General features: G+C 68.4%; 2 protein-coding genes. One reads left to right on the top strand and one right to left on the bottom strand.

Features of this window, described 5'->3' with window-relative positions:
* On the top strand, positions 1-220 hold a 220-nt coding region (locus VTU_RS0106325), incomplete at its 5' end, for a BrnA antitoxin family protein (RefSeq protein ID WP_029554162.1).
* Positions 221-261: 41 nt separating this feature from the next.
* Here VTU_RS0106325 and VTU_RS26120 read toward each other — a convergent pair.
* Positions 262-522 (bottom strand): tripartite tricarboxylate transporter substrate-binding protein (locus tag VTU_RS26120; protein ID WP_010102231.1); only part of this gene is annotated, 261 nt, incomplete at its 5' end.

Genomic DNA, 522 nt, shown 5'->3' with positions numbered 1-522 from the left:
GTCTGACCCGGACGCAATGCCGTTGACCGACGAGGAATGGGAAGCGGTAAAACCATTGGTCCGCATGGGCCGCCCGAAGGCGGAAGTCACCAAGGAGCGCATCACCATCCGTTTGTCGCACGACGTGGTGACGCAATTCCGTGCAACGGGCGAGGGGTGGCAAACCCGGATCGATGCCGCCCTGCGCCAGTTCATCACAGAGCATCCGTTTGCTCGGTGACGACCACCCCCTGCGGTCCCCGGGCAGGGGTCCGGAGCGAATCAGTCCAACTGCGCCCCGGACTGCTGCACCAGCGTGGCCCACGTCCGCATCTGCGCCAGGATGAACGCGCCGAACTGTTCGGGCGTGGTGGTGGGCGGCAGTTCCAGGCCCTGGGCCGCGAACTGCTGGCGCAGCCTGGGGGCGGCCAGCGCCTCGGCGAAGGCGCGGTTGAGCGTGTGCAGCCGCTGCGCCGGCGTTCCCGCCGGTGCCACGATGCCGAAGAACACGCTGACGTCGTAGCCCTCGAGGCCCTGCTCGGC

It is taken from the genome of Verminephrobacter aporrectodeae subsp. tuberculatae At4, assembly GCF_000193225.1.
In the GTDB taxonomy this organism is placed as follows: Bacteria; Pseudomonadota; Gammaproteobacteria; order Burkholderiales; family Burkholderiaceae_C; genus Acidovorax; species Acidovorax aporrectodeae.
This window is presented reverse-complemented; position numbering and strand designations above follow the sequence as displayed.